A 24,804-nucleotide genomic window follows, 5' to 3' on the forward strand; every position below is an offset into this window, starting at 1 on the left:
GAGGCGACCACGACTTCGGACCAGCATATCGACCGACGGTGATGGAGGATGAGCAGATGAACAACGACGCGAAGGGACGGGCCGAGATAGCCGTCATCGGCGGCAGCGGCTTCTATTCGTTCTTCGCCGACGATGCCGAGGAGGTCGTGCTCGACACCCCCTACGGCGCTCCGAGCGCCCCGATCACATTGGGTGAGGTCGAAGGTCGGCGAGTCGCGTTTCTGCCCAGACACGGCCGGAATCACGAGTACTCACCGCACACGTTGCCGTATCGCGCCAACATGTGGGCGCTGCGGATGCTCGGGGTGAGCCGAGTGTTCGCCCCATGCGCGGTCGGATCCCTGGTGTCCGAATACGGTCCGGGGACAGTCGTGATCCCCGATCAACTCGTCGACCGAACCTCCGGGCGTGCGCAGACCTACTTCGACGAAGGCGGAATACACGTCGAATTCGCAGACCCATACTGCCCCACGTTGAGGAAGTCCGCTGTCCAGGACTCGGCGATCGACGGCGGCGTCATGGTCGTCGTCGAAGGTCCTCGGTTCTCCACGCGCGCCGAGAGCCAATGGTTCGCCCGCCAGGGTTGGACGCTGGTGAACATGACCGGCCACCCCGAGGCGGTCCTGGCTCGCGAACTCGAACTCTGCTACGCGCCGATCGCATTGGTGACCGACCTCGACGCAGGCATCGAGTCCGGCCAGGGCGTCAAGGCAGTGGACGTGTTCGCCGAATTCCAGAAGAACATCGAGCCGCTCAAAGCACTGGTGCGCTCGGCCGTCCGCGACGCTCCCACCGGTGACTGCCCGACGTGCCGAGTGCACACCGGCCTCACGCTGCCGATCGAACTGCCATGACGCGGGTACTGCTCACCGGCGCAGCCGGATTCATCGGTGGCCACATTCTCGACGCCGCCCGCGATTCCGATCTCGAGATCGTCGCTGTCGACGCCATGCTGGAGTCGGCTCACGGCCCAGGAGCGCGAGCCGACGGGGTCATCGATCTCGATGTGCGAGACAAGGACTCGCTCGTCGACGTATTGCGCGGGGTGGACGTCGTGTGTCACCAGGCCGCAGTCGTCGGAGCGGGCGTCGATGCCGCAGATGCCCCGGCCTACGCCAGTCACAACGACTACGGGACGGCGGTTCTGCTCGCTGCGATGTACGAGGCGGGGTGTTCGCGCCTGGTTCTCGCGTCGTCGATGGTCGTCTACGGCGAAGGGCGGTATCTCAACTCCTCCGGTGAGACGGTGATTCCTCGGCCCCGCACCCGAGCCGACCTCGACGCGGGACTGTTCGACAATCGCGACCCGATATCGGGCGAGCCTCTCGATTGGCTTCTGGTCGAGGAGGATTCGACGCTCGAGCCCAGAAGTACCTACGCCGCGAGCAAGCTGGCACAGGAGAACTACGCCTCCGCATGGGCGGTCGCCACGGGCGGCTCGGTGATCGCACTGCGGTACCACAACGTGTACGGACCGCACATGCCGCGAAACACCCCGTACTCCGGTGTGGCGGCGATGTTCCGGTCTTCACTCGAGCTCGGTCGGGCCCCGACGGTCTACGAGGACGGCAAGCAGGCCCGCGATTTCGTGCACGTGCACGACGTGGCGGCCGCGAACATCGCATCGATCGAGGCGGAGCTGGACGGCTTCACCGCCCTCAATGTCTGCTCGGGACAACCGATCACCATCGGTGAGGTCGCCACCATCCTCGCCGACGCACGCGGCGGGCCGACGCCCGAGATCACCGGACGCTACCGCGCGGGCGACGTACGGCACATCGTCGCCAGTTCCGCGCTGGCCGAACAGACCCTGGGATTCCGCGCGACGATCATGCCGAGGGACGGTCTCACCGCCTTCGCCGACGCACCGCTGCGCGACGCCGAAGGCACGGGACCGCCCCGTGTCTGAACCGAAGTCCGTCACAGTCGTCATCCCCTGCATGAACGAGGCCGAATCGCTTCCGGCAGTGCTCGATTCGGTCCCGGCGGGCTACCTGACGATCGTGGTGGACAACAACTCGACCGACGCCACCGCCGCCGTCGCCGCTGCCCACGGAGCAACGGTGGTCTCCGAATCGGTGCCCGGTTACGGTGCAGCAGTTCATGCAGGCGTCGTCGCGGCCGACACCGACATCGTCTGCGTCCTCGACGGTGACGGTTCGATGGATCCACTCGACCTACCGACCCTCGTGGCGGCCCTGGATCACGCGGACCTCGCCGTCGGTCGCCGTCGACCGGACAGGGGAAGCTCGCCCCTGCACGCCAGGATCGGCAATGCCGTTCTCGCACTTCGACTTCGCACCAAGTACAAGCTGCCAGTGCACGACCTGGGAGCGATCCGCGCAGTACGCCGTCAGGCACTGCTCGACCTGGACGTCACCGACCGACGCTCGGGCTACCCGCTGCAGTTGCTCGTACTGGCGGCCGAAGCCGGCTGGACCGTCGTCGAACACGACGTGGTCTACCGGCCACGGACAGCAGGAACGTCCAAGGTCTCCGGCTCGGTGAAGGGGACGATCGTCGCCGTGCGAGATTTCTGGAAGGTGCTCTCGTGACCGTCACCGCTCTCGTCGTCGCCAAAGCCCCCGTTCCCGGGCTGGCCAAGACACGCCTCGCCGCCACGATCGGCGACGAAGCTGCCGCCGAGCTGGCCGCAGCCTCGCTGCTGGACACCCTCGACGCCGTCGCGGCCGCCGACGTCGACCGCCGTGTCGTAGCCCTCACCGGCTCCCTCGCCGACGCGGCCCGCGCGGACGAACTCTCTCGTGCTCTGGCGTCGTTCACGGTGATTGCGCAGCGCGGCGACGGGTTGGGCGAACGACTGGCGAATGCACACGCCGACGCAGCCACCTCCGGTGCCGTACTGCAGATCGGTATGGACACCCCCCAGGTCACGGCGCGACTGCTCTCCGACGCGGCGGCGCGACTGGGCAGCAGTGACGTGCTGGGCTCGGCCGAGGACGGTGGCTGGTGGGCGCTGGGCCTGCGTGACCCCGACCTGGCACGGTCCCTGCTCGACGTGCCCATGTCTGCGCCCTCGACGGGCACCGACACTCTCGATGCTCTGACCGCCGCAGGAGCGTCGATCACGATGCTCCCCGAATTGCGCGATGTCGACTTCGAGTCCGATCTCGACCCGGTGGCGCAATTGTGCGCACCGAACAGCAGATTCCGTATTGCTGTCATGGCAATGGGTAATTGATCGGGTCTCGATCCGTTCCGAGAGGTCTGTTTCAACCCGAACTCGGCCGGTTTCACGAAATCTCCACATCCGTTGTGGAACAGCGCGTTCGATCTGCCCGAATTGCCGGACCGTAAACAACCAATATCGAATCGCAACAAATCCGAACCACCGTTTCACGGCGATTTCACAGACACAGGTGCTAGAAAGTGTGACATGACCGGGTTGTTGATAGGCGTAGCCGTATGGATGGTGATCGCGACAGTCGTCGCGACCGTCCTCGGCCGCGTCGCGCGCCGGGGTGACTCCGAAGAATTGGGGTCCACCATCGAATGGGACGTCGACGCTCTCGATCACGAAGTTCACCACGAGAACTGACGGTGTTCAGTCGACCCGTTCGACGATCTCCGTCAGAATACGGGCCGCCGCGGCCAGTGTCTCCCGCTGCTGCGGCGTCAACTCGTCCAGTTGCTCTGCGAGCGCGATCTCCCGAGCTGCGACCTCCTGACGCGCAGTCGCAGTCCCGGCATCGGTCAGCCGCAGAACCACCTGCCTGCCGTCCGTCGGATGGGGCTCCCGGCATATCAGCCCCGACTCGACCAAGGCGTGCGACGACCTGGACACCGACGGTGGCTTGATCCGCTCCCGCGCCGCCAACTCGCCCGTCGTCATCGGTCCCTCACGGAGCAACGTCGTCAGAATCGACAGGTGAGCGACGGGCAATCTGTCGCTGGAATGGCGCAGCCGGAGCCTCCGATTCAGCCGCATCGCGCTGACGGACAAATCCCTCGCCAGCCGGGAATCGGGCAGATAACTCACGCTGTCCAGATTACGACACCGAGGTGCAATCGCCCGATTTCCCGAAACAGCGGATACCTCGTCTTATTACCTCTCGAACAAACCGCTGATATGGTTCTTCCCGGTTGTCGGGGAGAGAATCGAAATGGGGAGAACGTCGTGAGTCGCGTGGGTTCCAGAATGTTGACCGTTGCCGTCATTTCCGCGGCCACATCGCTGCTGGTCACCGGCCCCAACGCACTTGCCAATCCCAACGCGGTCAACCCCATCGCCGGCCTCAACGGCACGTTCGGGCTGCCGCAACTGAACGGCCGCGCACAAGCCGTCGCTCAGGTGACCGGGATGTCGAGCCCCAACAACACCCAGAACGTCAACATGATCGGCACCGACCTCGGCATCATGTGGGACAACGGCCGCGGCGAGGTACTGACGGCTTTCGGCGATACCGCCGGACTCGGCGTACCCAACCTGCTGCAGGGCAGCCTGTGGTCGTGGCGCAGCAACGCCATCGTGCGGAGCAACGACCGAAACCTCGCCGACGGCATGAACTTCGACAGCGTCGTACTCGACCCGATCGGCCAGACCAAAGAGGTCGTCCCCAGCCCCAAGATTCCGTTCGTCGAGATCAGCCGAATCCCCACGGCAGGCGTGGCCGTCGGCGACAGCCAGTACCTGAACCTGATGTCGGTGAAGAACTGGGGACCCGCAGGAACCTGGGAAACCAACTTCTCCGGCCTGGCAGTGTCGAACGACAACGGGGAGAACTGGGCAGCGCTACCCGAGACCCAGCGGCCGAGCGTCGGCGGCGATCGCAACTTCCAGCAGAGCGCGTACCTGAAGGACGGCGGCTACGTCTACCAGTACGGCACCCCGCCCGGCCGCTTCAATCTCGGTCACGTGGCTCGCGTCAAGGAGCAGGACATCGCCAGGCTCGGCGAGTACGAGTACTGGACCGGCCAGGACTGGAAGAAGGGCGACCCGGCGGCAGCCGCACCCATCGTCGGGGGCGTCGGTGAACTCTCCGTCGCGTACAACGCGACCCTCGGTCAGTACCTGATGCTGACCACCGACAACGCCAACTCGATCGTGCTGCGACGCTCGCCGTCGCCCGTCGGGCCGTGGAGCGCGCCGGAGGTTCTGGTCGACACCCGCGAGGTCAGCTCCATCTACGCGCCGTACATCCACCCCTACTCGACCGGCCGCGACCTGTACTTCCTGGCGACGGTCTACCAGAACTACAACGTTCTGCTGCTGCGCGCGACGCTGTAGAAACCCCCACTAGGCTTCCCCGGGTGGACGCCGCAGACTGGGATCGCAAGTACGAAGGCCGAGAACTCGTGTACGGCGAGGCACCGAACGCAACGCTGGTGGAAGTCGCGACGACGCTGAAACGTGGTCGGGCACTCGATCTCGCGTCCGGTCAGGGCCGAAACGCCATCTGGTTGGCCACCCGCGGCTGGACCGTCGACGCCGTCGACTTCTCCTCGACGGCACTGGACAGGGCCAGCCGTGTCGCCGCCTCGGCACCTCGGTCGGTGCGCGAGCGCCTGACCTGGGTGCACGCCGATGTGACGCAATTGTCAACCGAACCGAACTATGACCTGGTTCTCATGTTGTACCTCCACTTGCCCCCGGAGGCACGTCGCACGGCCGTGTCCGCCGCAATTTCGGCGCTGAAACCTGATGGAATCCTCATGATTCTCGGGCACCACACCGACAACATCGAGACAGGCACCGGTGGACCACAGGAATCCGAAATCCTCTACACGCCTGAGGATTTGACGGCGGACATCGACTCGCGATTGACCATCGTCACTGCCGAGAACCGCTACCGCGACGTGAGCGAGGGCACAGCCGTGGACGCACTGCTACTGGCGAGTAGGTCTCCCCTTGGCAGCACAGCGGATCGGGGGTAACATCCCCTATGTTACCGACGAGTAGCTAACTTGGGCGGTACTTACGAGACCGCACCACCGACTGGAGAGCGAACGAGCAATGGGCCATTACAAGAGCAACCTTCGGGACCTCGAGTTCAACCTCTTCGAGCTCTTCGGACTCGACGAGACCCTCGAAGGCGACAACTTCGGCGACATGGACGGCGAAGTTGCCCGCGACATGCTGCGCGAGGTCGTTCGCCTGGCCGAGGGACCGCTGGCCGAGTCCTTCGCGGACGCCGACCGCAACCCGCCCGTGTTCGACCCCGAAACCCACAGCCTGAAGCTGCCCGACTCCTTCAAGAAGTCGTTCAAGGCGCTCTACGACGGTGAGTGGTGGCGTGTCGGCCTCGACGAAGAAGTCGGCGGCATGGCAGCCCCTCGCAACCTCCTGTGGGGCATCAACGAGATGCTTCTCGGCTCGCAGCCCGCAGCATTCATGTACTCCGCAGGCCCCGGCTTCGCGAACATCCTGTTCCACAACGGAACCGATGAGCAGAAGGAATGGGCCAAGGTCATCGTCGAGCGCGGCTGGGGTGCCACGATGGTGCTCACCGAGCCCGACGCCGGATCCGACGTCGGCGCAGGCCGCACCAAGGCCATCAAGCAGGACGACGGCTCGTGGCACATCGAAGGCGTCAAGCGCTTCATCACCTCGGCTGTCTCCGACGACCTGTTCGAGAACATCTTCCACCTGGTACTTGCGCGTCCCGAGGGTGCCGGACCGGGCACCAAGGGCCTGAGCCTGTTCTTCGTACCGTCCATCCTCTTCGACTTCGAGAAGGGCGAACTGGGCGAGCGCAACGGCGCATTCGTCACCGGCGTCGAGCACAAGATGGGCCTCAAGGCCTCCGCCACCTGCGAGCTCACCTTCGGTGGCCATGGCGTCCCCGCCAAGGGCTGGCTCGTCGGCGAGGTCCACAAGGGCATCGCGCAGATGTTCGACGTCATCGAGCACGCTCGAATGATGGTCGGCACCAAGGCAATCGGCACTCTCTCCACCGGCTACCTCAACGCACTCGAGTACGCCAAGGAGCGCGTCCAGGGCGCTGACCTGACGCAGATGACCGACAAGACCGCCCCTCGCGTCACCATCACCCACCACCCCGACGTGCGTCGCAGCCTCATGATGCAGAAGGCGTACTCGGAGGGCCTGCGCGCGGTGTACCTCTACACCGCCGCACACCAGGATCCGATCACCGCCAAGCAGGTCTCGGACGCAGACACCGACATCGCGTACCGCGTCAACGACCTCCTGCTGCCCATCGTCAAGGGCGTCGGCTCCGAAATCGCCTACCAGGTACTCGCGGAGTCCCTGCAGACCCTGGGCGGCTCCGGCTTCCTCCAGGACTACCCGCTCGAGCAGTACATCCGTGACGCCAAGATCGACTCGCTGTACGAGGGAACCACCGCCATCCAGGCGCAGGACTTCTTCTTCCGCAAGATCGCCCGCGACCGCGGCGTGGCGCTGGCTCACGTTGCCGGACAGATCAAGTCGTTCATCGACAGCGAAGCAGGCAACGGCCGACTCAAGGCCGAGCGCGCACTGCTCGCCACCGCACTCGAAGACGTGCAGGCCATCGTCACCTCGATGACCCAGCACCTCATGGGCGCACAGGACCAGCCCACCGAGCTGTACAAGGTCGGCCTGGCATCGGTGCGCTTCCTCATGGGCTTCGGTGACCTGCTCATCGGCTGGCTGCTGCTGCGTCAGTCCGAAATCGCCATCGCCGCACTCGACAACGGTGCAGAGGGCAAGGACAAGGCGTTCTACGAAGGCAAGGTCGCCGTGGCCTCGTTCTTCGCCAAGAACATCCTCCCGCAGCTCACCTCCACCCGAGCAATCCTCACCAACATCGACAACGACATCATGGAACTCGACGAAGCAGCATTCTGATTCCCTGACATCGTCAACGGCCGCACCTGTTCTCGGGTGCGGCCGTTGCCATGTGGTGGGGATGGTGGGATGGGATCGGTTGCCGCAAACGCGCGCGCATTTGTTGACGTGGCGGAGTTACGGGTCCCGGCTGGCGCAAACGCGCGCGCATTCGTCCGGGTTGCGAGAGTTACGGCTTCCGGCTGCCGCAAACGCGCGCGCATTCGTCAGATGCGCGCGAATTCTGCAGGATCCTCAGGCAATTTCGCGCGCGTTCAGCAAATGCGCGCGCGTTTGCCGGCCAGACGGCGTACTCCGCACGCTCCCTCGCGGTGGTGGCAGGGCAGCAGCCCGCTCCACGGCTCGAGCTACACGTGCCACCACCTCCGCCGGATTCGCCAGGTCTGCCCAGGTCCAGCGCACCACGGGATAGCCGAGATCGCGTACGGCGTCCTCCCGCACTTTCTCCCTGAACACCACGTCGCCGGGGTTCTCATCCTCCCGTAGGTACTTGGTGTACTTGGCTTTACCATCGAATTCGCACACAACAACGCCGTTGACCAGCCAGTCGATTCGCGCCAGCGCCCGCCCATCCGGATCCAGGATCTCCACCTGCGACTCCACAGAGAATCCGTTCTCGCGCAGCATGATTCGACTCTGAGATTCGCCAGGGTTTTCGCTTCGCCCGTCCATGAGAGAGACGGCTCGCCGCGCCTGCGCCACACCTTTCCATCCCCGAGCACGCTGCAACTCCGCGTCGAGCTCCTGTGGATCGCAGCGCTTCAGAGCCGCGTCACCGGCAATCACCGCCGACACAAGGGGCTCGGTACGAGCAAGGTCGACAACCGTCCGCGCCAGCGAGGTCACGGAAATTCCGTCGACGGTCGCGTACGGCACCCACGGCGCACAGTGCACGATCACCGCTGCGTTCGCGCGACCTCCGCCGCGGCGATGTCGAGTGACGTGCACCTTGTCGAATCCCCCTGCGGGTAAGGGTAATTCGTACAGCAGTGCTGCAGATCGATGACTGAGGGCGCTGCCCTCGGCAATTGTCGGAAGTACGGCGTCGATCAACAGCCGATGACGTCCCTGCTCCGAGAGGCCGGCAAGCCTGGACGACGGAACGTAGACGCCGTTCACCAGACGCTCCCAGCCCCCGCGTTCGTACAGCGCCCGTAACTCGTGATCGGCGTGGCCGTCGGCGAGCGCCTCCGAGCGTCGCACCATTCGGTGATCCTTCATTCTGCGAGTTTCGACTACGCGCGCGACGTCTCGAGAAGAAAAGTAGCCACCTGTGCACAACTCAGGACCTGTGGATGAATACAGGTACGGGGGTACCAGTTCGCCCACCGTTCGTTGCGCAAACGCGCGCGCGTTTGCGAAATCCCGAGGCGAGACGGTACGCAACCCAGGGCCAGCAAGGCCGAACCCGCGGGGCCGAGCAGGAACAAACGCGCACGCAGTCGTCAGACGCGCGCACAATGACCCCCGATCCGGCCACCAATTCGCGCGCGCTCGACAAACGCGCGCGCGTTTGCGAAATCCCGAGGCGAACAGGTACGCAACCCGGGGCCAGCAAGACCGAACCCCCGGGGCCGACCACGAACAAACGCGCACGCAGTCGTCAGACGCGCGCACAATGACCCCCGATCCGGCCACCAATTCGCGCGCGTTCGGCAAATGCGCGCGCGTTTGCGAAATCCCGAGGCGAACAGGTACGCAACCAGGGCCAGCGAGGCCGAACCCACTAGGCCGAGCGAAACGAAGGACTATTGCTGCAGTTTGCGAAACTTGCTGCCGTGGAACACGATTGGGTTCACTTCGCTTTGCACGTCCAGGGAATGTATGCGCAGCAACACTATTGCGTGGTCGCCCGCGGGGATTTGCTGTTCGATGGTAGTGTCCAGCCAGGCGGTGGCACCGACGATGAAGGCTGCGCCCCCGTCGGTGACGGTGAGATCGAGGCCGGCGAACCGGTCACCGGTCTTGGCGGCCAGGGTACGGACGGCGTCGTTGTGTGCCTCGCCGAGAACGCTGACGCCGATGTTGGGTGCCAATTCGAGTTTTGGCCAGGTCGTCGACGTGTTCTGGATGCATACCGCGACGAACGGCGGGTCGATGGACACCGAGACGAAGCTGCTGGCCGCCAAGCCCACCATGACACCGTCGATCTTCGCGGCGATTGCGACGACGCCGCTCGGGAACTGCGCGTACGCCTCGCGAAGCGTCTGCTGATCGAGGACGGTACGTGTGAGCGACATTGGACGAAGCTCCCCTTCCGATCTTGTGGTGCACCCCCGCGTGGGCGCAATTCTGTCGAGCGAACACCTAGTGCAAGCAAACACCCGATCGGGCGGCGACGCCACAGTCCGAATCGCCATGATTCGAACCGTCGGCGCGCGGGTGCGGCATCACTCGTCTTCGTCCGGTTCCGGAGCGGGGTCCGCTGCGGGTGCCGGAGCGGGGTCCGGGCGATCGGGCTGAACGCACCGCACGATGGGGATCGGGTCGTACTTCACTGTTCTGGTGTTCCGTGAAATTTCCCTGCCCGACGCGGCATCGCTGATCACCCTGGTGTCGCTGGCGGTGAATCCCTGGCCCCCGCCGGAGGCGACGCAGCCTGCGCCTGCAGGCAATGTCACCGTGTTCGGTGAGGTGAAATTGGTTCGCGAACCGGTGATCGATTCGACGTCGACCGTTTTCGTTCCCCACAGTCGGACGGTGACGCTGGACGAGTCGGCGAACGATTCGATGACCACGCCGGTGTCGTTCGGGTTGGTGAACTTCAGGTCGATGGCACCTTCGAAAACCGTCGCTTCGCGCGCTTCGGGGTATCGGCTGATGTAGTAGCTGTGTTCGGTGTGATCGGTGTCTTCCATACCGGCGAAGTACGACGCGTTGTAGAGCGTCGTCGCAAATTGGCTGATGCCGCCGCCGATTGCGCGATCGGGTCGGCCGTTGTCGATGATCCCCGACTCCACGAAGCCCTGCGCGCTGCCTCGCGGACCGGTGTACCCGTTGAGCGAGAACGTCTCTTTCGGCTTCACGAGCGCACCGTTCACGATCTGCGCCGTCAGCCCGATATTGACGCCGGACGCGTACTCGAACCCGCCGGTGGTGTACTCGGCGATCACTTCTCGCACCCCGAGATTCTGTGCGGCCTCGGTGGTGAGAGCGGGTGGGGCCGGTTCGTAGATCGCCTCGGTGGTGCGCGGTCCGTCGGCGGACAGCAACGCGGGCAATTGTTCGAGAGTCTTGCGCCACTCGACCAGCTCGCCCATCTCTCCGGGAACGACGGTCGGGGCACCACCGGCGAAAGTGAACGACGCGTCCGTCGGCGGCGTCTCGGTGCGCACGAGTTGCGGCGCGAGAATGCCTGTGGCGACGTCGGTGTCGTAGATCGGAGTCAGTCCGCCCTGGCCGTCCGGGTCGAAACGCAGCACTTCGCCCACACGATCCGTCGGAAGGATCGCGTCGACGTTCTGCCGGCCCGCTACGGTCACCGGTGCCTCGACCGCAGGAACGGCGATGTCGGCGAAGGCGCGATCCACGGCGTCCTGAGTCACCGTGACGGGTGTTGTTTCGTAGGCCGCTTCCGTTGCGCCCGAGGCCCATTCGGCCTGCAGGTTTCGACGCGTGCCGTCGGCGTCGAGCACCCGGCCGGACAGCGGCGCGACGGCAATCGGTGTGCTGCCGTCGAACACCACGTCGCCCTCGACAGGATCTCGGTCGGTCTCGACGCGCAGTCCGTCGACGGCAGCGGTGAGCGCTTGCTCGTCCGTGGTCGACACGACGCCGATCTCGCGGCTGCCGAACAACGACGTCAGCCGAGTGATCGGATTGATCGGCTGCGATCCGGCTCGGTCGAGCGTCGCGTTCCAGTCCACACCGAGGCCTGCGGCGGCCGGGAGTATCTCGACCTGTCGATCGCCGACGTCGACCGACACAGGCTGCTCGGCGCGCGCACCCAGCTCCGAGCGCAACAGGGCTTCGGCGTCGGGGTGACTCTTGCCGCCGACCTCGATCCCGGCGACGGTGACGCCGCGGGGCACTCGGTCGCTGGAGGTGATCCAATCCGCCGCGTACAGCAGCGTGAGAACGGCGACCACCGCGCCGGTCCCGATCGCGATCTTCCGCCACGGCGGCACGAATCCGGACCCGTCGGCGGCCTGCGGCGAGCCATCCTCCGGCGGAATCACAGGTGGTCCGGCCGGCGACTCCGATTCGGGAGAAACAACGGTCTCGGTGGGAGCACCAGCTTCTGCAGCAGCAACAGGCTGCTCAGGAACGACGGGCTGCGCGACGGTCGGCGATTCGTCGGCTGCGGGCGGCGGCTGCGGGGCCGGGATCTGATCGGGCGCGGCGTCCCCGGGACCCACGTCGTCGGCGTCGGTGGACTCGGCCTCGTCGACGACCGGATCTGCGGCCACTGTGTCTGCATCGACCGACCCTGGATCGACCGACTCAGCATCGACGGACTCGGCGTCAACCGACTCGGCATCGACGGACTCGGCATCAGCCGACTCGGCATCGTCCGACCCCGGATCGACGACATCGGATGTCGCGTCGGAAGGCTGCTCCGCCTCGGAGGAATGCTTCGGACCGTCGGTCTCGTCGCGGATCGCACCGAAGACCTCGGTGGGAGCGTCGTACGGCGGTACGTCGGGTTTCGGTTCGGCACCGTTGGGCGCGCCACCCGACCTACTGTTGCCCTCGCTCACGTTCGACCCTTCCAGGACCACCGTTGGTTGTGTTCCGCCCTTCTGCCCGGCGTACCCCTCGCACGAGCTTACGCAAACCGAACGGTGCCGCTCACTTCGGAGACCATCGGCACAGAGACGAGTAAAGGCCCCGTGCTGCTGCCGGGTCGGGGGTCAGGCAGCAGCACGGAGCCACTGGGAATATAGGCCCACTGCGGCACGCCGTTACAACGACCGCGAAATTGTCTCGTCATTTCATTCGGTTGAATGATCCAGGGGTCGTCGAGCTGTCCCCTTGCCCGACGGCTCGGGCCCAATGTCCGGTTCTGACCAGCGCGAGAGTGAGGAGAAGCCGATCTCGCGGATCGGTCAGATCCTGACCGGTCAACTCCTCGATTCGGTGGACCCGGTAGATCACGGTGTTGCGGTGGCAGTAGAGCGCCTTGGCGGCGTTGGTGGGCGAGCCGTCCGACGCGAGCATGTGCGCCAGGGTGTCGAGAAGAGTTCCTCGATGCGGCTCCGGGTGCGTCCACAGCTTTCCCAGAGCATGGCGGACCAGCAATTCCGACGATCGATCATCGGCCGCCATGATCACGCGGGGCAGTCGGTCCGTCGCCAACGCCACGCCACTGTCTTCGGTGATGGTCTCGGCCGTCAATGCCGCGAGGCGATACGCCGCAGCGAACGACGACAGGCCCTCCGGCGAATGCGCGACCCCCACGGGCCCGACCGCCCGAGCTGCGAGTGCGTCGACGACGGAGTGCCACGATCCCGTTCCGAGTGCGACGAGCGCGAACTGGTGGCCGTCCCTGGTGTTCCAATGCGAGACCGCACCGATCTGATCCATCGCGTCTTCCGGTGCCGGGAGCGGCGGCGACCCTTGATCGTCGAGCGGACCGACGACACACGCGATTTGCTGCGATGCCGAAAGACCAAGGGTGGCACGCGCTTCCATGACGAACGCTGGATCACCGCCCCGCCCCGATCGAAGGCCGTCGAGTATCACCAGCACGTGGGCGAGATCGCGCTGCTGCATCCGGGCGCTTTCCTGCCGGTATGCCTCGACGAGTGTTTCGTACTGGCTGTCGAGCGCGCGCCACAGCTGTTGCCCGGCCACGAGCAGCAGATGCTCGTCGATGCTGGTGCGGCACTGCTCGCGCTCGAGCATCAGCTCCTCCCACAGCGTCCGACTCCCCAGCGTGTACGCCTTGAGCACCAACTCCATCGGAATTCCCTGGCGCGCACGCTCTCTGCCGGTACGGCGCCATACCTCGCGCGCGTTGTCACCCGCGGCGGTCAGCCCCGACAGGGTGCGGAGCCCCTGATTGATGTGCTCGCGAGTGCTTCGACGAATCTCGCCCGCGATGTCCGGAGTGGAACTGGCCAAGTAGCCAGGTTCCTGCTCGATCAATGCGAGCGTGATGGAGTCCGCGATCGAATCCGCCCGTGACGTCAGGGCTGCCCATGCACGGCGGATCTGCTCCTGGTCGGCGTCCGTCACCGCGCCCCGGGCAGCCGAACGCGCGGATCCGCGTCGACCATCGGGAGCTCCCACCTGCACAGTTTTGCGCACTGAGCCCACATGGCAGGTCGATTTGACCGTTACTGGTGCCCAGGGACCCAAACATTCTGTGCGCAGCGCCCATATCGCCCGTTGTGCGAAACGCACCATAGTGAACGCAACAGATTGTGAGGTGGATCACTTGAACTCTCTCGACACGTTGGACCCGGTCCTCACCATGACGGACATCGAAGTGTCGTTCGGCGGAATCGTCGCGCTGTCCGGAGTCAGTCTCGAGGTGCGACCCGGCGAAGTCCTCGGCGTCATCGGACCCAACGGCGCAGGCAAGACGACGCTGTTCAACGTTGCGTGCGGACTCGTCCGACCGCAATCGGGAACACTCGGACGACACGGCGACACGCTGACTCGACTACGACCGCACGACCTCCCCCGACTCGGTATGAGCCGAACACTGCAGGGACTCGGGCTGTTCGATCGGATGACGGTTCTCGACAACGTCATGGTCGGTGCAGATCGAACAGCGCACACCGGAATCCTCGCGGGCCTGCTCGGCCTACCGTCGAGCGCATCCGACGATGCCGCGGTCAGCTCGACCGCAATGGCCACCCTCGAACGGCTGCGAATCGACGACTACGCGTACCGACTGCCACCGAGCCTGCCGTACGCGGTGCGTAAACGCGTCGCACTGGCACGCGCCCTGGTGAGCGAACCGACACTGCTCCTGCTCGACGAACCCGCCTCGGGACTGTCCAGTGACGAGATGAGCGAACTCGGCGACGAGATCCGTGCGCTCGCAACGTCGACGGGTCGTTCCGCAGGCCCCACCCCGGCGGCATCGACCGGCTCCGAACCGGAAAGACCCGCAACATCGGTCATGCTCGTCGAGCATCACATGGATCTGGTCATGAGTGTGTGCGACCGGATCTACGTGCTCGATTTCGGCAAGGTGATCGCTCAGGGAACGCCCGACGAGATTCGCGAGGATCCGGCCGTGCTCGCTGCTTATCTCGGAAACGAAGTGGCACATGAAGACTGACGCGGCGCATCTGACGATCACCGATCTGACCGTTCGATACGGACCGGTCACCGCCCTCGACTCGGTGTCGATGACCGTCACGGCGGGAGCTGTCACCGCCGTCCTCGGCGCGAACGGAGCAGGAAAGACGACCCTGCTGCGCACCATCTCGGGGTTGCTGAAACCGGTATCGGGGAGGATCGAACTCGCCGGGGTCGACATCGTCGGCGTTGCACCGGATCGGATGTCCCGCAAAGGTCTTGCGCACGTTCCCGAGGGTCGGGGCGTGATCGCCGAGTTGACCGTCGACGAGAATCTTCGACTCGGCGCGATGGGACGCAACCGAAGTCACGACGCCGTCACCCTCGACCGCATCTACGACATGTTTCCGCCCCTGACCGGTCGTCGAACATCCTCGGCGCACACCCTGTCCGGCGGCGAGCGACAGATGCTCGTGATCGGCCGGGCGCTGATGGCGACACCGTCGGTACTTCTGCTCGACGAGCCGTCACTCGGACTCGCGCCGAAGGTCGCTGCGCAGATATTCGAGACGTTGCGCGGACTCGTCGACTCCGAGTCGATGACCGTCGTACTCGTCGAACAGAACGCCCGCAGCGCTCTGTCGATCGCCGAACATGCCGTCGTACTCGATCTGGGCAAGGTCGCGGTGGAAGGCCCCGCCGACACCTTGGCCGGGGACGACGCCCTCCGACACGCCTACCTCGGGTTCTAGAGCAAGCCGAAAGGACGCCAGCCACAGTGCAACAACTGCTCACCATCCTCATCAACGGCGTGACCACAGGCATGATCTACGCCGCGTTCGCGCTCGCCCTCGTACTCATCTGGCGATCGACCCGCATCGTCAACTTCGCACAGGCCCCGATGGCCATGATCACCACGTACGTGGCACTGGTCGTCATCGACGCCGGCTACTCGTACTGGATCGGATTCGGGGTCGCGCTCCTGTGCGGCCTGCTCCTGGGAGCCTTGACGGAGCGACTCGTCATCCGATTCGTCGACAGCTCGTCGCACATCAACCCGGTCATTCTCACGCTCGGGTTGTTCATCATCATCCACGCGGTGGCCGCCATCGTCTTCGGCAACCAATTCCGTTCGTTCCCTGCGCCGTTCGGCCTCACCGGCCAGCGGATCGGCGACGTGAACGTGGCGTTGACCGGGTACGACATCTTCAAGATCCTCGCCGTCCTCGTGGTCCTGGGATTGCTGATCCTGCTCTTCCGGTTCACCGATCTGGGACTGAAGATGCGTGCGAGCGCCTTCGAGCAGGAGGTCGCCAAACTCCTCGGCGTGCGCGTGAGTCGAATGCTCACTCTCGGTTGGGCGCTGGCCGCAGTGGTCGGTTCGCTGGCCGGACTGCTCATCGCAGGCGGCTCGCTGGTGCACCCGGGCTACATGGACTCGATCGTCGTATTCGGTTTCGTCGCAGCGGTTCTCGGCGGACTGGACAGCCCGGCGGGCGCAGTCGTCGGTGGCCTGCTGATGGGCGTAGGGCTGAGTTTCGTCAGTGGCTATCTCGGTCAGGATCTGGTCTCCAGCGCAGCATTGGTGATCCTGATCGTCGTTCTTCTGTTGCGACCGAGCGGGTTGTTCGCCAGCTCCGCGGCCAGGAGGGTGTGACATGAACGCAACTCTCACTCGCCTCACCGCAACACCGGTTCGACGCCACGTGCTCGGTGCCGTCATCGGGCTGGTCGTCATCGTCCTCGCGCTCGAATCCCTGAGCACCTTCCGTCAGAGCCAACTCACCTCGGTGGCCTACCTCGCCATCGCGGCCGGCGGCCTGACGGTGCTGACCGGGCTGAGCGGCCAGCTGTCACTCGGGCACGGCGCATTCATGGCGGTCGGTGCGTACACCGCGGCATTGATGTTGCGGGCCAACGATTCGGGATGGTCGGTCCCCCTCGTCCTGCTCGCCGCCACCGTGATCTCGGCGGTGGTGGGTGTCGTGGTCGGTGTGGCGGCCGCCCGACTGCACGGGCCGTACCTGGCCGGCGCGACTCTGGCGCTCGCCGTCGCGGTACCGGGCCTCGCCCTGTACTTCTCGGACTACCTCGGCGGCGAACAAGGACTCGTCGTACCGGCACCGAAGGTGCCCGAGCTGATCGACGACATGATGTTCTTCGTCACCGGAAACGAGCTCAGCGGAACCAAATTCGTCGCCTATGTCAGCTGGATACTGCTGGTGCTCGTGTTCTTCCTGTTGGCGAACGTCTCGTCGAGCCGAATCGGCCGTCGCTGGCGGGCCGTCCGGGACGACGAAGTGGCCGCCGAGTTGTCCGGAATCGATCTCGGCCGCGCACGCATTCTCGCGTTCGTGGTCAGCGCGGCCTGTGCTGGAGCGGGCGGTGCAGTCCTGGCGATGTCGGCACGAATCGCGGCACCGAGCGGATTCACGCTGACTCTCTCACTGACTCTGCTCTCCGCCGTCGTCATCGGCGGGCTGGGAACCCTTTCCGGCGCGTTGATCGGGGCGGTTCTGCTGACCTACATCCCGCCGGTGGTCACCAACTTCGGGCTCGATCTGGGTCTGAGCAGTCTGCAATCGGCCGAACTCGCACCACTGGTGACCGGAATCTTCACCGTCCTCGTCATCCTGTTCGCCCCACTGGGTTTGGTGGGCACGTATCGCAAGTTACGGACAACCAGAAAAGGAATGAAATGAAAAAGTTCGGATCGGTGGCTTTCAGAACGACCGCGCTCGTCGCCGTCGTGTCGTTGGCCGCGGCGTGCGGTGCAGGTGGCCGAGAAGAGACGACGGAATCCTCGGAAGGGTCGACGGTCGGCATCACCGACACCTCGGTGAAGATCGGTGCCCACTTTCCGTTGACCGGGGTCGCAGCGCCCGGATACAGCGAAATCCCCACGGGCGCGCAGGCCTACTTCGACTACGTCAATGCCGCAGGTGGCATCAACGGCCGACAGATCGAGTACGTGGTTCGGGACGACTCGTACGATCCGACGACCACCACCCAGGTCGTCAACGAACTGGTTCTCCAGGACGAGGTGTTCGCCGTCGTCGGCGGACTCGGCACCGCGACCCACAGCGCCGTCATCGACTTCCTCAACGAGGAAGGTGTGCCGGACCTGTTCGTCTCCTCCGGTGCGATCATGTGGGGCAACGATCCGGAGAAGTACCCGAACACCTTCGGGTGGCAGCCCGACTACCAGGTCGAGGGCAAGATCATCGGCGACTGGGTGACCAAGAACCGGCCCGACGCCAAGGTCGGACTCTTCCTTCAGGACGACGACCTCGGCCGGGACAGCGAGGCCGCAGTGCGCCAGTATCTCGACGATCAGATCGTCGAGGTCGTGCGCTACACCTCGGGCAACACCGACGTCGCACCACAGATCGCTGCTCTGCAGGGTGCCGGAGCGGATCTGGTCCTCGGCTTCAACGTCCCCTCCTACACCGCACTGAGCCAGCTGACAGCCATGCGACTCAACTACGACCCCGAGTGGTTCTACAGCTCCATCGGATCCGACGTCGACCTCGTCGGTTCTCTGCTCGGACGGTTCTCTCAGGGCGCGGTCACCGACGGCGCGCAATCGCTCGAAGGGATGATCTCGCTGGAATACATCCCGGGCGTCGACTCTCCGGAGAATCCGTGGACCCAACTGTGGCAGAAGGTCTGGGCCGAGTACGGAACCGGTGACCCGTTGACCAATTACCGCATCTACGGACTGAGCCAGGCATACGCCTTCGTACAAGCCCTCCAGGCGGCAGGCGAGAATCCCACCCGTGAGGGCATCGTCGCAGCCATCCAGGAAGGCGGAATGGACTTCGAGGGACCGCAGTTGGCCCCGTTCCGATACTCCGATTCGAGCCACCTCGGAATCTCCGGTGCCAGTGTCTTCCAGATCCAGGGAGGCGTGCCCGAGTACCTGACTCCGGTGCTGCAGACCGACATCGGGGATTCGGCGGTGGAGGAATACACCGGCGAGGAGTCCACACCACCGGAAAGCGGCATACCGGGCTGATCACACGTGAAAGGGCACGCAGAGCGAACTCTGCGTGCCCTTTCCCACGTTGTGGTCGGCAGATCCGAAAACCCCTCGATTACCGGATCCACCGACCCTATGACCCCCGGTCGGAGAGCAGCCGAAGCTGCAGTGATCAGCGCTCGATGATGGCGGTGACGCCCTGGCCACCGGCCGCGCAGATCGAGATCAGGCCACGGCCCGAGCCCTTCTCGGCCAACATCTTCGCCAGCGAAGCCACGATGCGTCCACCGGTCGCGGCGAACGGGTGGCCCGCCGCGAGCGAGGATCCGTTGACGTTGAGCTTGCTGCGGTCGATGGAACCGAGAGCGCCGTCGAGGCCGAGACGCTCCTTGCAGTACGCGTCGCTCTCGAAAGCCTGCAGAGTTGCGAGCACCACCGAGGCGAACGCCTCGTGGATCTCGTAGTAGTCGAAATCCTGCAACGTCAGGCCGTTGCGTGCGAGAAGACGCGGAATCGCGTAGGTCGGCGCCATCAGCAGACCGTCCTTGAACGACCCGTTGCCGTGGACGTAATCGACGGCGGCGGTCTCGGAATCGACCAGGTGCGCCAGTACCGGCAGGTTGCGCTCGGCAGCCCACTCGTCGCTCGACAGCAGCGCAGCCGACGCACCGTCGGTCAGCGGCGTCGAGTTGCCTGCCGTCATGGTGGCGTCGCCCAGCTTGGTTCCGAAGACCGGCTTGAGCGTCGCGAGCTTCTCGACGGTCGATCCCGGACGCAGGTTGTCGTCGCGAGTGAGGCCGAGGAACGGCGTCACCAGATCGTCGAAGAAGCCGCGATCGTAGGCCGCCGCCATGTTGTGGTGGCTCGCTGCGGCCAGTTCGTCCTGGTCCTCGCGGCGGATGCCGAACTCCTTGGCCGTGATGGCGGCGTGGTCACCCATCGACAGGCCGGTACGCGGCTCACCGTTGCGCGGGATCTCGATGCCGAGCATGCCGGGACGAACGTTGCCGAGCAGCTTGATGCGGTCGGTGGTGCTCTTGGCCCGGTTCAGGGAGAGCAAGAACTCGCGCAGTTCGTCGTTGACTCCGATCGGAGCGTCGGACGTGGTGTCGACACCACCACCGATACCGGCATCGATACGGCCCGACGCGATGGCGTCGCCGACGGCGATGATCGACTGGAGGCCGGTGCCGCAGGCCTGCTGGATGTCGAAGGCCGGGGTGTACGGGCTCAGTGCACTACCGAGTACGACCTCACGAGTGAGGTTGAAGTCGCGGGAGTGCTTGAGCACGGCACCGGCGGCGACGAGGCCCAGGCGCTCGCCCTGCAATCCGAATCGCGAGACCAGCCCGTCGATGGTTGCGGTGAGCATGTCCTGGTTGGACGCCAGCGCGTACTTCTTGTCCGAGCGCGCGAACGGAATGCGGTTGCCACCGACGATTGCGACCGGTCGTAGCTGCTTGCTTGTCACTGACGTCTCCAAACATCGTCGAATAAGGCCCTGGTGGAGTTTCATCTTACTGGCGAGTAAGTTGGTTGTCGACACCCGGTCGTGCGCCTCGCTCCTCGAGCGAGCAGCGCTGAATGAAAGGTACGACAGTGGCAGCCTCCAAGGGAGCCCCAGATCTCTACTCAACGTTCCTCGCGTCCGCGCCGGGAGCCTTCATCGCCAAGCAGGCCGGCTTGCCGCAGCCCGAGAAGCTGCGCCGCTACAAGGCGGGCGAGCCGCCGCTGGCCGGACCGGTCCTGATCGGCGGTAGCGGTCGCCTCGTCGAGCCCCTGCGTGAGCTGCTCTCGGACTACCCGCAGTCGCAGCCGCACGACGACAAGCACGGCGGACTGGTGTTCGACGCCACCGGCATCGGCAACGTCGCCGAGCTGGAGCAGCTGTTCCAGTTCTTCCAGCCGGTCATCCGCAACCTGGCACCGTCGGCGCGCGTCGTCGTCATCGGTACGACGCCGGAGGAGACCTCGAGCGTCGACGAGCACGTCGCTCAGCGCGCTCTCGAAGGCTTCACCCGCAGCGTCGGCAAAGAGGTCAAGCGCGGAGCCACGGCGCAGCTCGTCTACATCTCCCCCAAGGCGTCGACCGGCTTGTCCGGACTCGAATCCACCCTCCGCTTCCTGCTCTCGGCCAAGTCCGCGTTCGTCGACGGCCAGGTCATCACCGTGGGTGACGCGGACTCGCAGGCCCCGGCCTCGTGGGACAAGCCGCTCGCAGGCAAGGTAGCCGTCGTCACCGGAGCCGCACGCGGTATCGGTGCCACCATCGCCGAGGTCCTCGCCCGCGACGGAGCCACCGTCATCGCAGCCGACATTCCCGCTGCCGGAGAAGCACTCTCGCAGACGGCCAACAAGGTGGGCGGCACCTCGCTCGCGCTCGACGTCACCTCGCCCGACGCCGGAGATGTCCTCTCGAAGCACCTCCTCGAACGTCACGGCGGCGCCGACATCATCGTGCACAACGCAGGCATCACCCGCGACAAGACACTCGCCAACATGGACGAGAGCCGCTGGAACTCCGTCATCGGCGTCAATCTCGCTGCGCCGCAGCGCATCACCGATGAGCTAGTCAAGTCGGGTGCACTGAAGGAAGGCGGCCGCGTCGTCGACGTCTCCTCCATCGCCGGCATCGCGGGCAACCGCGGCCAGACCAACTACGGCACGTCCAAGGCAGGCGTCATCGGCCTGGTGCACGCGTCCGCACCGGTGCTGGCGAAGAAGAACATCACCATCAACGCCGTCGCTCCCGGGTTCATCGAGACCGCGATGACGGCTGCGATTCCGTTCGCCACCCGCGAGGCCGGACGACGCATGAGCTCGCTGCTGCAGGGCGGCGAGACCGTCGACGTCGCAGAGTTGGTCTCGTACTTCGCTTCTCCCGCATCCAACGCCGTCACCGGCCAGGTCGTGCGCGTGTGCGGCCAGAGCCTCCTCGGCGCATGAGCACCGTCACGCTCACCGCGCAGCCGAAGACCTCCGACATCTACACCTCGGCAGCGCTGGGCGCACTGCCGTTCTTCGGATCCAGGTCGTCCTCGGTTCCCAGCACGGTGTACGAGCTCAAGGGTCTGCGAGTGGACCCCGACAACCTCGCCGGGTACTGCCGGGCGACGGGGCTGCGATTCGGCGACCAGCTCCCGGTGACCTACCCCTTCACCCTCGTCTTCCCGACGGTGATGAAACTGATGGTGTCCAAGGGCTTTCCGTTCGCCGCCATCGGTTCGGTACACGCCGAGAACGTCATCGAGCAGTACCGTGGCATCTCCGCGTCCGAGCCGCTGGACGTGCGAGTGCACGCGGAGAATCTGCGCGAGCACCGCAAGGGGTTGCTCGTCGACCTGATCAGTGAGGTCAAGGTAGGACGCGAACTGGTCTGGAAGCAGACCTCGAGCTTCCTGAGCCTGCAGAAGACGTCACTGTCCGGTGGCCCCCGCGAGGCACCGCCGGCCGACGAGGTTCCGCCGCCCCCGACCCGCACTCTGCGCGTCGACCAACGGATCATCAGCCGGTACGCGGCCATCTCCGGAGACCGCAACCCGATTCACGTATCCTCGCTGGGCGCAAAGGCATTCGGGTTCCCGAAGACCATCGCGCACGGAATGTGGAGCGCGGCAGCCGTGCTGCAGACCGTCGAGGGCCGAATTCCGGAGGCTGTGAACTACAGCATCCGCTTCGGCAAGCCGATCATCCTGCCCGCGACGGTGAACGCCTACGCCGAGGCCGTCGGCACCGGCTGGGACCTGTCGCTGAAGAACCCGAAGAAGGGCTACCCGCATCTGACGGGAACCCTGCGGTAACCGCCTCACCCTCGAACTCGAAGTTGTGGACGGATTTCTCCGGATTTCCGTCCACAACTTCGAGTTGGGCGCGGGGCTCAGGTGGTGGCGGTCTTCTTTCCGGCCAAGCCGCGCCAGGCCAGATTCTCCAGTAGGTCGGCGGCCGCGTCGACCTCGATTTCGCCGCCTGCCACTCTGTCGGCCACAGCCTCGCCCGCCCCGACCAACGCGACGGCCATCAGCCCGAAATTCTGGGACTGCTCCGGATCTCTCGTACTCATCGCGAGCAAGCCGGCCGTCAACTCGATCAACCGATCTCGGCTGCTCTGCACCTGTGAGGCGAACGCCTGCTGACCGATAGCCTGACGGTAGAGCACCATCCACGACTTGCGGTTCTCGCCGACGAATCCGAGGAAACCGATCAGGGCCTTGCGCAACTGCTCGCGCGGCGTCAGCGTCGGATCTGCGGCGGGAGTCAGGGCCTCGACGAACTTGACGCCCTCGCGGTGGATGCAGGCTGCGAACAACTCGTCCTTGGACCCGTAGTACAGATAGAGCATCGGTTTGGAGATGGCCGCCTTCTTGGCGATCGAATCCATCGATGTCTCGTGAAAACCGTTGTCGGAGAACACATCCACCGCCGCGTCGAGCATCTGCTGCTCACGGACGGCGCGGGGCAATCTCTTCGTGCCACCAGCCATGGATCCTCCAATACGTACGAACTACTAGACCTTACTCCACAGTAAGGTCCAGTACCGCACAATCAGGACCCGCACGCCCCCTTGAACCGAGCAACCGTAGCAGCGGCCTCGTCCACCTGAGCCGCCGGCAGACGTCCCGTCGCCACCGCGTCCTCGAGATTGTCCAACACCGCGGGCACCTGATCGGTGGTGAGCCACAGCGCCACATCGGCTCCCGCGACCAACGCCGCCTCGACCGCGTCGACGATCCCGAGCCTGGCCGTGATCGCCGCCATGCCGCTGAGGTCGTCGGTGAAGATGGGGCCGTCGAACGGCGCGGCACCGTATCCGACGCCATCGCGCAACAACGCCATCGCCGCCGGGCTGATACTCGCCGGCACCCCCGGCTCGGTCAGTCCGGGCACATCGAGATGCCCGACCATGACACCGACGCCGGTGTTGTTCAGCGCCGCGAACGGCAACAGATCCTTGGTTTTCAACTCGTCGAGCGACGGGGTCGTCACCGCGCCGGTGTGCGAGTCGCCCGAACCCGAACCGTGCCCGGGAAAATGCTTGATGACGGGCTTCACACCCGCGTCCTCCAGACCCCGCGCGTACGCCCCCGCGTAGTCGATGACGACCTGCGGATCGTCGGAGAACGACCGATCGCCGATGACGGAATCGTCGGGCTGACCGCTCACGTCGACCACCGGAGCGAAGTCGACGGTGACACCGAGATCCTTCAACCCCTGGCCGCGCGTCAACGCCATCGAATACGCCTCGTCCACCGACACCGTCTGCGCCAGTTCCCGCGCCGACGGTGCGGCACCCAGCAGATCCGCGACCCGCGAGACCCGTCCACCTTCTTCGTCGATCGTGACCATCGGAGCCACCGCGGAGGCGTCGAGCACCTGCGGTACTTCCCGATTACCGAGCATCGACTCGTCGGTCCAACTGCCGACGAAGATACCGCCGACCTGCTCGGTGGACATGATCTGCACCGCGTCCGCAGTTCCGGTGACCCCGACGGTGAGCAACTGAGCCAGCCGCTGCCGCTCCGACAATCCGTCGACGAACGCAACGCAGCCGTCGACGGGCGGTACCGGTTGCGGCACCGCCGTGTCGACGGCAGTCGTCGTCGGAGCAGCCGGTGCCGTCTGCGTCGACGCGACCGGCGCAGACTCGGTGGAGCACGAGACCAACAAGCCGACACCGACGGTCATCACCGCAGCGGACCGAACCGAAAACCGAAGTCGCATGGAATACGACGGTAGCCCAGATCGTCGGTGTCGCTGCCGACCCGGGGTCCGGATCGATGCGCCTTCGTTGCACTCCGACCGACCGAAACCCACATCG

General features: G+C 65.2%; 23 protein-coding genes. 15 read left to right on the plus strand and 8 right to left on the minus strand.

Annotated features, from left to right (window positions below):
• The first annotated feature begins 56 nt into the window (after window positions 1-56).
• The 5 genes from CH273_RS03925 (at window position 57) to CH273_RS27590 (ending at window position 3,559) form a co-directional block, all read left to right on the plus strand.
• The gene (locus CH273_RS03925) at window positions 57-854 is read left to right on the plus strand and encodes an S-methyl-5'-thioadenosine phosphorylase (protein WP_032397237.1); all 798 of its coding nucleotides are present in this window, start codon (window positions 57-59) and stop codon (window positions 852-854) included.
• A complete protein-coding gene (locus CH273_RS03930; protein WP_032396631.1) occupies window positions 851-1,909 on the plus strand; it encodes an NAD-dependent epimerase/dehydratase family protein in 1,059 nt (352 codons plus the stop codon). The genes CH273_RS03925 and CH273_RS03930 overlap by 4 nt, the downstream gene beginning before the upstream one ends.
• On the plus strand, window positions 1,902-2,555 hold the full coding sequence (locus tag CH273_RS03935; protein WP_032396632.1) for a glycosyltransferase: 654 nt from the start codon (window positions 1,902-1,904) through the stop codon (window positions 2,553-2,555). Before CH273_RS03930 ends, CH273_RS03935 begins: the two co-directional genes overlap by 8 nt.
• Window positions 2,552-3,202, plus strand: coding sequence for a TIGR04282 family arsenosugar biosynthesis glycosyltransferase (locus tag CH273_RS03940; RefSeq protein WP_032396633.1), 651 nt, complete (start codon window positions 2,552-2,554; stop codon window positions 3,200-3,202). The genes CH273_RS03935 and CH273_RS03940 overlap by 4 nt, the downstream gene beginning before the upstream one ends.
• A 195-nt stretch (window positions 3,203-3,397) precedes the next feature.
• Complete coding sequence (locus tag CH273_RS27590; protein WP_176459095.1) at window positions 3,398-3,559, plus strand: hypothetical protein; 162 nt, start codon at window positions 3,398-3,400, stop codon at window positions 3,557-3,559.
• Between the two features lie 6 nt (window positions 3,560-3,565).
• Here CH273_RS27590 and CH273_RS03945 read toward each other — a convergent pair whose 3' ends face one another.
• Window positions 3,566-4,000: a MarR family winged helix-turn-helix transcriptional regulator gene (locus CH273_RS03945; RefSeq protein WP_032396634.1), complete on the minus strand. Its 435-nt coding sequence runs from the start codon at window positions 3,998-4,000 to the stop codon at window positions 3,566-3,568.
• A 159-nt stretch (window positions 4,001-4,159) separates the two neighbouring features.
• On the opposite strand from CH273_RS03945, the gene CH273_RS03950 reads away from it, so the two are divergent.
• From CH273_RS03950 to CH273_RS03960, 3 genes are all read left to right on the plus strand, one after another.
• Window positions 4,160-5,248 carry a DUF4185 domain-containing protein gene (locus tag CH273_RS03950; protein ID WP_032397238.1) on the plus strand — a complete coding sequence of 363 codons (1,089 nt, stop codon included), beginning with the start codon at window positions 4,160-4,162 and terminating at the stop codon, window positions 5,246-5,248.
• A 23-nt stretch (window positions 5,249-5,271) separates the two neighbouring features.
• Entirely contained in the window at window positions 5,272-5,895 is a 624-nt protein-coding gene (locus CH273_RS03955) for a class I SAM-dependent methyltransferase (RefSeq protein WP_032396635.1), read from the plus strand.
• A 79-nt stretch (window positions 5,896-5,974) separates the two neighbouring features.
• Window positions 5,975-7,810, plus strand: a complete 1,836-nt coding sequence (locus tag CH273_RS03960) for an acyl-CoA dehydrogenase (RefSeq protein WP_032396636.1) — start codon at window positions 5,975-5,977, stop codon at window positions 7,808-7,810.
• A 234-nt stretch (window positions 7,811-8,044) separates the two neighbouring features.
• Here the strand turns inward: CH273_RS03960 and CH273_RS03965 are convergent, their stop codons facing one another.
• From CH273_RS03965 to CH273_RS03980, 4 genes are all read right to left on the minus strand, one after another.
• Window positions 8,045-9,031, minus strand: coding sequence for a hypothetical protein (locus CH273_RS03965; RefSeq protein ID WP_094637949.1), 987 nt, complete (start codon window positions 9,029-9,031; stop codon window positions 8,045-8,047).
• A gap of 527 nt (window positions 9,032-9,558) precedes the next feature.
• Window positions 9,559-10,050, minus strand: a complete 492-nt coding sequence (locus tag CH273_RS03970; protein ID WP_032396637.1) for a flavin reductase family protein — start codon at window positions 10,048-10,050, stop codon at window positions 9,559-9,561.
• A gap of 150 nt (window positions 10,051-10,200) precedes the next feature.
• Window positions 10,201-12,510 (minus strand): VanW family protein, encoded by a 2,310-nt coding sequence (locus CH273_RS03975; RefSeq protein ID WP_179275415.1) that lies wholly within the window; start codon window positions 12,508-12,510, stop codon window positions 10,201-10,203.
• A gap of 229 nt (window positions 12,511-12,739) precedes the next feature.
• Window positions 12,740-14,044 carry a PucR family transcriptional regulator gene (locus tag CH273_RS03980; RefSeq protein ID WP_306436882.1) on the minus strand — a complete coding sequence of 435 codons (1,305 nt, stop codon included), beginning with the start codon at window positions 14,042-14,044 and terminating at the stop codon, window positions 12,740-12,742.
• 148 nt (window positions 14,045-14,192) lie between these two features.
• Between CH273_RS03980 and CH273_RS03985 the strand changes: the two genes are divergently transcribed.
• From CH273_RS03985 to CH273_RS04005, 5 genes are read left to right on the plus strand one after another with little or no spacing between them, the layout of a single operon-like run.
• Complete coding sequence (locus CH273_RS03985) at window positions 14,193-15,047, plus strand: ABC transporter ATP-binding protein (RefSeq protein WP_230596923.1); 855 nt, start codon at window positions 14,193-14,195, stop codon at window positions 15,045-15,047.
• Window positions 15,037-15,759 carry an ABC transporter ATP-binding protein gene (locus CH273_RS03990; RefSeq protein WP_032396639.1) on the plus strand — a complete coding sequence of 241 codons (723 nt, stop codon included), beginning with the start codon at window positions 15,037-15,039 and terminating at the stop codon, window positions 15,757-15,759. The genes CH273_RS03985 and CH273_RS03990 overlap by 11 nt, the downstream gene beginning before the upstream one ends.
• 26 nt (window positions 15,760-15,785) lie before the next feature.
• Window positions 15,786-16,664 (plus strand): branched-chain amino acid ABC transporter permease, encoded by an 879-nt coding sequence (locus CH273_RS03995; RefSeq protein WP_032396640.1) that lies wholly within the window; start codon window positions 15,786-15,788, stop codon window positions 16,662-16,664.
• A 1-nt stretch (window position 16,665) separates the two neighbouring features.
• Window positions 16,666-17,709 carry a branched-chain amino acid ABC transporter permease gene (locus CH273_RS04000; RefSeq protein WP_032396641.1) on the plus strand — a complete coding sequence of 348 codons (1,044 nt, stop codon included), beginning with the start codon at window positions 16,666-16,668 and terminating at the stop codon, window positions 17,707-17,709.
• 14 nt (window positions 17,710-17,723) lie between these two features.
• Complete coding sequence (locus CH273_RS04005; RefSeq protein ID WP_230596925.1) at window positions 17,724-19,025, plus strand: ABC transporter substrate-binding protein; 1,302 nt, start codon at window positions 17,724-17,726, stop codon at window positions 19,023-19,025.
• Between the two features lie 136 nt (window positions 19,026-19,161).
• On the opposite strand, the gene CH273_RS04010 is transcribed toward CH273_RS04005, so the two are convergent.
• Window positions 19,162-20,505 carry an acetyl-CoA C-acetyltransferase gene (locus tag CH273_RS04010; protein WP_045197258.1) on the minus strand — a complete coding sequence of 448 codons (1,344 nt, stop codon included), beginning with the start codon at window positions 20,503-20,505 and terminating at the stop codon, window positions 19,162-19,164.
• A gap of 83 nt (window positions 20,506-20,588) precedes the next feature.
• Here CH273_RS04010 and CH273_RS04015 point away from each other — a divergent pair, with 83 nt between their 5' ends.
• Window positions 20,589-21,935: a 3-oxoacyl-ACP reductase gene (locus CH273_RS04015; RefSeq protein WP_032396644.1), complete on the plus strand. Its 1,347-nt coding sequence runs from the start codon at window positions 20,589-20,591 to the stop codon at window positions 21,933-21,935.
• Window positions 21,932-22,789 carry a MaoC/PaaZ C-terminal domain-containing protein gene (locus CH273_RS04020; RefSeq protein WP_032396645.1) on the plus strand — a complete coding sequence of 286 codons (858 nt, stop codon included), beginning with the start codon at window positions 21,932-21,934 and terminating at the stop codon, window positions 22,787-22,789. The genes CH273_RS04015 and CH273_RS04020 overlap by 4 nt, the downstream gene beginning before the upstream one ends.
• Before the next feature lie 77 nt (window positions 22,790-22,866).
• Here CH273_RS04020 and CH273_RS04025 read toward each other — a convergent pair whose 3' ends face one another.
• Both CH273_RS04025 and CH273_RS04030 read right to left on the minus strand, forming a co-directional pair.
• Window positions 22,867-23,469, minus strand: coding sequence for a TetR/AcrR family transcriptional regulator (locus CH273_RS04025; RefSeq protein ID WP_032396646.1), 603 nt, complete (start codon window positions 23,467-23,469; stop codon window positions 22,867-22,869).
• Between the two features lie 62 nt (window positions 23,470-23,531).
• On the minus strand, window positions 23,532-24,707 hold the full coding sequence (locus CH273_RS04030) for a glycoside hydrolase family 3 N-terminal domain-containing protein (protein WP_032396647.1): 1,176 nt from the start codon (window positions 24,705-24,707) through the stop codon (window positions 23,532-23,534).
• Window positions 24,708-24,804: the final 97 nt, after the last annotated feature.

The organism is Rhodococcus sp. 05-339-2 (assembly GCF_002258965.1).
Taxonomy (GTDB): domain Bacteria; phylum Actinomycetota; class Actinomycetes; order Mycobacteriales; family Mycobacteriaceae; genus Rhodococcoides.

Excerpts from the sequence above, each read along its gene's own strand:
- CH273_RS04030 (WP_032396647.1), bottom strand. The coding sequence starts at position 24,707 with ATGCGACTTCGGTTTTCGGTTCGGTCCGCTGCGGTGATGACCGTCGGT.
- CH273_RS04010 (WP_045197258.1), bottom strand. The coding sequence starts at position 20,505 with ATGAAACTCCACCAGGGCCTTATTCGACGATGTTTGGAGACGTCAGTG.
- CH273_RS04000 (WP_032396641.1), top strand. The coding sequence starts at position 16,666 with ATGAACGCAACTCTCACTCGCCTCACCGCAACACCGGTTCGACGCCAC.
- CH273_RS03930 (WP_032396631.1), top strand. The coding sequence starts at position 851 with ATGACGCGGGTACTGCTCACCGGCGCAGCCGGATTCATCGGTGGCCAC.
- CH273_RS03965 (WP_094637949.1), bottom strand. The coding sequence starts at position 9,031 with ATGAAGGATCACCGAATGGTGCGACGCTCGGAGGCGCTCGCCGACGGC.
- CH273_RS04020 (WP_032396645.1), top strand. The coding sequence starts at position 21,932 with ATGAGCACCGTCACGCTCACCGCGCAGCCGAAGACCTCCGACATCTAC.
- CH273_RS03925 (WP_032397237.1), top strand. The coding sequence starts at position 57 with ATGAACAACGACGCGAAGGGACGGGCCGAGATAGCCGTCATCGGCGGC.
- CH273_RS03990 (WP_032396639.1), top strand. The coding sequence starts at position 15,037 with ATGAAGACTGACGCGGCGCATCTGACGATCACCGATCTGACCGTTCGA.
- CH273_RS04025 (WP_032396646.1), bottom strand. The coding sequence starts at position 23,469 with ATGGCTGGTGGCACGAAGAGATTGCCCCGCGCCGTCCGTGAGCAGCAG.
- CH273_RS03970 (WP_032396637.1), bottom strand. The coding sequence starts at position 10,050 with ATGTCGCTCACACGTACCGTCCTCGATCAGCAGACGCTTCGCGAGGCG.
- CH273_RS27590 (WP_176459095.1), top strand. The coding sequence starts at position 3,398 with ATGACCGGGTTGTTGATAGGCGTAGCCGTATGGATGGTGATCGCGACA.
- CH273_RS03950 (WP_032397238.1), top strand. The coding sequence starts at position 4,160 with ATGTTGACCGTTGCCGTCATTTCCGCGGCCACATCGCTGCTGGTCACC.
- CH273_RS03960 (WP_032396636.1), top strand. The coding sequence starts at position 5,975 with ATGGGCCATTACAAGAGCAACCTTCGGGACCTCGAGTTCAACCTCTTC.